Source organism: Pseudomonas sp. HMWF006 (assembly GCF_003061205.1).
GTDB classification, from domain to species: Bacteria; Pseudomonadota; Gammaproteobacteria; order Pseudomonadales; family Pseudomonadaceae; genus Aquipseudomonas; species Aquipseudomonas monsensis.
The window spans coordinates 4,456-9,180 of record NZ_QAIU01000394.1 but is presented as its reverse complement, the minus strand read 5'-3'; the positions used below and the strand labels follow the sequence as shown (position 1 = coordinate 9,180).

Genomic DNA, 4,725 nt, shown 5'->3' with positions numbered 1-4,725 from the left:
CCCACCTTCCCGAGCAATTGCCAGTGCAGGAGATCGGGCGCACTTATTTTTGTTTTACCGCCACGAACGCCGCAGTTTCGTAGGGCACCGTCACCACATCCTTGTTGCGCAGTTGCGGTTCCGAAGCGATCAACGCGCGGACCTGCTCATCGACTTTTGCCCGTTGGGCGTCCGGCAGCGCAGCAATGAAACTGGTCGAGCGCACGCGATTGACAATCACGTCTTCCGGCGATCCGGTATGACCATGGTGAAACTGCTGCAGTTGCAGCGCCCCGAACACCGGATGTGGAAACGCCTTGCGCCAGGCGCCGGTGTAATAGCGTGGTGTATCGCCTTCGAGGGCGTTGACGATCGCATCAAGCTTGGGCACCCAACTGACTTGCGTGTCGCGCAAATTCCAGATCAGACCTAACTTGCCGCCAGGTTTGAGAACCCGGGCGATTTCCGTCAGCGCCTCGGCACTGGCGAACCAGTGAAACGCCTGCGCGCAGACCACCACATCCACGCAAGCGTCTGGCAACGGCAAATCGGTCGCTGTGCCACTCACCGCCAATACCTGTGGCCAGGCTTCCGAGAGCTTTTCCAGCATCTGCGCCACCGGTTCTACCGCAATCACTTGCGCGCCCGTCGCCACCAGCCGACCGGTAAACTTGCCGGTGCCAGCGCCCAGGTCGATCACCGTTTGGTAACGGTCCAGACCCAGCGTCTCGCTCAACCATTGACTGACTTGCGGCGGATAATCCGGCCGTCCTTTGACGTAGGTCTCGGCAGCGGTTTTATAGCCGGCAGCGGCTGAGTGATGGACCTGATCGTTCATGGCAATTCTCCTGACGGTCAAACTTCGGATCGACGGCAGACGCGGACGAGCATAGCGCTTGAATTTGTGCCTGCCTTGAACAGTCACTGACAAAGCAATGAATAAAATTTCACCCTGTGGTGTTCATAGTGAAACATAACCCTCTGTGGAGCCTTGCCCATGACTATCCGTTCCGTTATGTTCGCCGCCCCGTTGCTGCTGGTCGCCGCGATGTCGAGCCAGTTGACCTTCGCCAGCGGTGATGAAGCAGCGCCGGTGAAGAAACCCGAATGCCCCAAAGGCCAGGTCCTGGACAGCAAATCGCAGAAGTGCGTGCTGCAAACCAGCAGCCTGTTGCCGGACGCCGACCGCACCGATTATGCCTACCGCCTGGCCAAGGCCGGTCGCTACGAAGAAGCGCTGGCGCTGCTCGACACGCTGAAACAGCCGAACACGGCCAAGGCGCTGAACTACCGCGGTTATGCCACGCGCAAACTGGGACGCACCGACGAAGGCATCGGTTATTACCTGCAATCGGTAAAACTCGATCCGCAGTATGCGCAAGTGCGCGAATACCTCGGCGAGGCCTATGTGATCAAAGGCCGCGTCGACCTGGCGCAAGAGCAGTTGCAGCAGATCAAGTCGATTTGCGGCACCGCCTGCGAGGAATACCAGGACCTGGCTGAGGCCATCAACGTTTCATCGAAAACCTGAGCATTTATAAGGACCGCCATCATCGTCAGCGATCAGGCCTTCAGAGCAGAACTCGGACAGCACCTGGCGCGCCTGTGGCGCTACGGTTTGCTGCTGTCGCGCAATCGGCATGTGGCCGAGGATCTGGTGCAAGCGACGTGCGTTCGGGCACTGGAGCGCTCGGCTCAGTACGTGGCCGGCACGCGCATGGATCGCTGGCTGCTGAGCATTCTGCATTCGATCTGGCTCAATGAAGTGCGCGCCCGTCGCGTGCGTCAAGGCGCGGGCCAGGTCGATGCCGACGCTCAACTGGCATTCGACGGTGAGTACGCCGCGCAGACCCACGTGATGGCGGCGCAAGTGATTCGTCGTGTCGACGCGTTGCCCGAAACCCAGCGCGAGACGGTGTACCTGGCCTATGTCGAAGGCCTGTCCTACCGCGAAGTCGCCGAAATTCTGCGGGTGCCGATCGGCACGGTGATGAGCCGACTGGCCACCGCCCGCCTGAAACTCGCCGAATACCCGCCCTTGCAAGCGGTGCCGAAATCCACCGAAGGAGACCGCTGATGAACACACCTTCGGATGAGCAACTGGTCGCTTACCTGGACGACGAACTCGACCGCGACCATCGCCAGCAACTCGACAACGCCATCGCCGAAGACCCATTGCTCAGTCTGCGCGTGCAGTGGCTCCAGCGCAGTAACCTGCCCTACAAAAAAGCCTATGACGAACTGGCGCAACAAGCGCCGCTGGATCGTCTGCAAGCCCGACTGGATGCCATTCCTGCGCCGGAGCGTCCGGGCTTGAGCCGGCGATGGTTTATCGGTGGCGCCGCGGCGGCGCTGGTGGCCGGCGGCGTGCTGGCTGACCGGTTGTTTCTCGGTTGGCATGCCGCGCAATCAAACAACTGGCGCGCGTTGGTGGGCGATTACATGGCGCTGTATGTGCCGCAGACGCTCGATCATCTAGCGACGGATGACGCCACTCAACGGGCGCAATTGCGCGAGGTCGATGCGCGTCTTGGCCTGAACCTGTCACCCGCTGCGTTGAAGCTGCCGGCGGCCGAATTCAAACGGGCGCAAATGCTTGAGTATGACGGCGTGCCCATCGCGCAGATCGTTTACCTCGACGCGAAACATGGCCCGCTGGCCCTGTGTGTGACCCGTTCGAACAGCGGCAGTCAGCCGTTGGCGCATGAGCGTCGGCATGAAATGAATGTGGTGTATTGGACCGAGCGTGAGCATGCGTGGATGTTGATCGGGCGCAATCCAGCTGACGAGTTGGAACAACGCGCCATGTTGTTACGCTCGCACGCCTTGCAGGCGTAAATCCCTTGTGGGAGCGGGCTTGCCCGCGAAGGCGGCAGGTCAGTCGATAAAGATGTCGACCTTGCTGGCCGCTGCGCGGGCAATCGCGCGGCCTCAGGCGGCGGTGGGCAACCACAGTCTGAAGCGCGCACCGCCCAGTGGCGAACCTTCAACCGTCAAGGTACCGCCCTGCGCTTCCAGCGCCCGACGGCTGATCGCCAGGCCCAGGCCAAATCCACCGGTAGCCCGATCACGGCTGCGATCCAGGCGATAGAACGGCTCGAAAATTCTTTCGCGCTCATCGTCGGGAATGCCGATGCCGTCGTCATCCACCCAGATCTCACACCCTTCGGCATTGACCTGCACGCCAACCTGAATGCGCTTCTCGCAGTACCGCATGGCATTGCGCAGCAGGTTCTGAATGGCCCGGGCAGTCAGGCGCGGATCCAGCGCGAAACGTTCCAGTTGCCCGTGCAACAACACGTCGATGACGATTTCCGGCGACTCCAGTTCTTCGTCGACACTGCCCAGAATGCTGTCGATGAACTCGTCCAGCGACACGTCGACCTGTTCCGGCAACTGCGCCGGGTTCTGCAAGCGGCTGTAGGAGAGCAATTCGAGCACCAGCTCATCGAGCTCGCGAATGTGCGCAACCAGGCCCTGCAAGCGCTCGCGACTGGTCGCCGGCAAGTCATCCGACAGCGCCAGCGCCAGGCCGAAATCCAGACGGGTCAGCGGCGTGCGCAGTTCGTGGGACACCGCGTTGAGCAAGTCGCGCTGCTGGTTGAGCAGGTTTTCGATGTCGCCGGCCATGGTGTCGAACACATTGGCGAGGCTGCCGATGTTGGAGCTCGGAGCGATTTTCGTGCGCTCGCTCAGATGGCCCTTACCGAAGCGTTCGGCGGTGCCTTTGAGACGTTCCAGATCACGCCAGTGCGGGCGCAGCCACATCAACAGGCAAGCCAGCAAGGTCGCGCCAATCAAGACGTTGATGCTCCAGTACAACAGATTGACGTCCATCGGGTCGGGCGGCACGACCATTTGCACGGCGGTGGTGTCATCCAGCGGCGCGACGGCCAGCGTGCGCCAGCCCCAATCGCCAATGCGCACCACGTTTTCGCCACGACGCAGGCGCTGCTGTTCGATGGCGGTAAACCCGGCGTCGTCGATCCGGGCCAGGACGATGTGCAACGGCTGGAAGTCCTTGTCCATCGACGCCGCCAGCGCCGACCACTGATCGTGTGGCACCGCGTGAAACTGTCGGGTGATCAGCGATTGCAGCCCGCGCGAATAGTCGAGGTTGTAGGTGACGAAGCGCTCGCGGAAGGCCATGACCACCAGATCCGGCACCAGATAGATCGCGGCGCTGTAGGAGACGATTGTCACCAGATACAGGCGAAACAGGATGCGAAACATCAGCTCAGCATTCCCATTCGGAACGGCTGAACAGGTAGCCCTTGCCCCAAACAGTCTTGATCTTGCGCGCTTCGCCGGCGTGATCGTCGAACTTGCGCCGCAGTTTGGAAATCGCCACGTCGACCGAACGGTCAGTGCCGTTGAATTCGATCCCGCGCAGGCGTTGCAGGATCTGGTCGCGACTCAGCACCTCACCGGCATGCCGCGCCAGCACCACCAGCAAATTGTATTCGCCACTCGACAGCTCGACCGGCTGATCGCGCCAGGTCACGGTGCGCTCGGACAGGTCGATGCACAGATTGCCCATCAGAATGCGGTCGTTGGCGGTCAGCGGTTCGCCAAGGCTGCTGCGGCGCAGCAGGGTGCGCACCCGCGCCAGCAACACCCGGGGTTCGCATGGCTTGGTGACGTAATCGTCGGCGCCCATTTCCAGGCCCAGCACTTGATCGTGACTGTCATCGCGGGCGGTGAGCATGAGGATCGGCAGCGTCGCCGAATCGGCACGCAACAGGC

Annotated in this window: 6 protein-coding genes; 3 read left to right on the top strand and 3 right to left on the bottom strand. The window is 61.5% G+C overall.

Annotation, left to right across the window (positions count from 1 at the left end; genetic code table 11):
- Positions 1-43 precede the first annotated feature (43 nt).
- On the bottom strand, positions 44-817 hold the full coding sequence (locus DBR24_RS16150) for a class I SAM-dependent methyltransferase (RefSeq protein WP_123468458.1): 774 nt from the start codon (positions 815-817) through the stop codon (positions 44-46).
- 159 nt (positions 818-976) lie between these two features.
- Between DBR24_RS16150 and DBR24_RS16145 the strand changes: the two genes are divergently transcribed.
- The 3 genes from DBR24_RS16145 to DBR24_RS16135 all read left to right on the top strand — a co-directional run bounded on the left by DBR24_RS16145 (position 977) and on the right by DBR24_RS16135 (position 2,817).
- Positions 977-1,510: a tetratricopeptide repeat protein gene (locus DBR24_RS16145; protein WP_128615261.1), complete on the top strand. Its 534-nt coding sequence runs from the start codon at positions 977-979 to the stop codon at positions 1,508-1,510.
- Between the two features lie 63 nt (positions 1,511-1,573).
- The gene (locus DBR24_RS16140) at positions 1,574-2,056 is read left to right on the top strand and encodes a sigma-70 family RNA polymerase sigma factor (RefSeq protein ID WP_371921304.1); all 483 of its coding nucleotides are present in this window, start codon (positions 1,574-1,576) and stop codon (positions 2,054-2,056) included.
- The gene (locus DBR24_RS16135; RefSeq protein WP_128615259.1) at positions 2,056-2,817 is read left to right on the top strand and encodes an anti-sigma factor; all 762 of its coding nucleotides are present in this window, start codon (positions 2,056-2,058) and stop codon (positions 2,815-2,817) included. The genes DBR24_RS16140 and DBR24_RS16135 overlap by 1 nt, the downstream gene beginning before the upstream one ends.
- A gap of 93 nt (positions 2,818-2,910) precedes the next feature.
- Here the strand turns inward: DBR24_RS16135 and DBR24_RS16130 are convergent, their stop codons facing one another.
- Both DBR24_RS16130 and DBR24_RS16125 read right to left on the bottom strand, forming a co-directional pair.
- A complete protein-coding gene (locus tag DBR24_RS16130; protein WP_123468450.1) occupies positions 2,911-4,212 on the bottom strand; it encodes an ATP-binding protein in 1,302 nt (433 codons plus the stop codon).
- Positions 4,213-4,216: 4 nt separating this feature from the next.
- On the bottom strand, positions 4,217-4,725 hold a 509-nt coding region (locus tag DBR24_RS16125), incomplete at its 5' end, for a response regulator transcription factor (protein WP_256591548.1).

What these genes read in the sequence shown, in the direction of transcription:
- DBR24_RS16150 (WP_123468458.1), bottom strand. Translation starts at nt 817, where the DNA reads ATGAACGATCAGGTCCATCACTCAGCCGCTGCCGGCTATAAAACCGCT.
- DBR24_RS16145 (WP_128615261.1), top strand. Translation starts at nt 977, where the DNA reads ATGACTATCCGTTCCGTTATGTTCGCCGCCCCGTTGCTGCTGGTCGCC.
- DBR24_RS16135 (WP_128615259.1), top strand. Translation starts at nt 2,056, where the DNA reads ATGAACACACCTTCGGATGAGCAACTGGTCGCTTACCTGGACGACGAA.
- DBR24_RS16130 (WP_123468450.1), bottom strand. Translation starts at nt 4,212, where the DNA reads ATGTTTCGCATCCTGTTTCGCCTGTATCTGGTGACAATCGTCTCCTAC.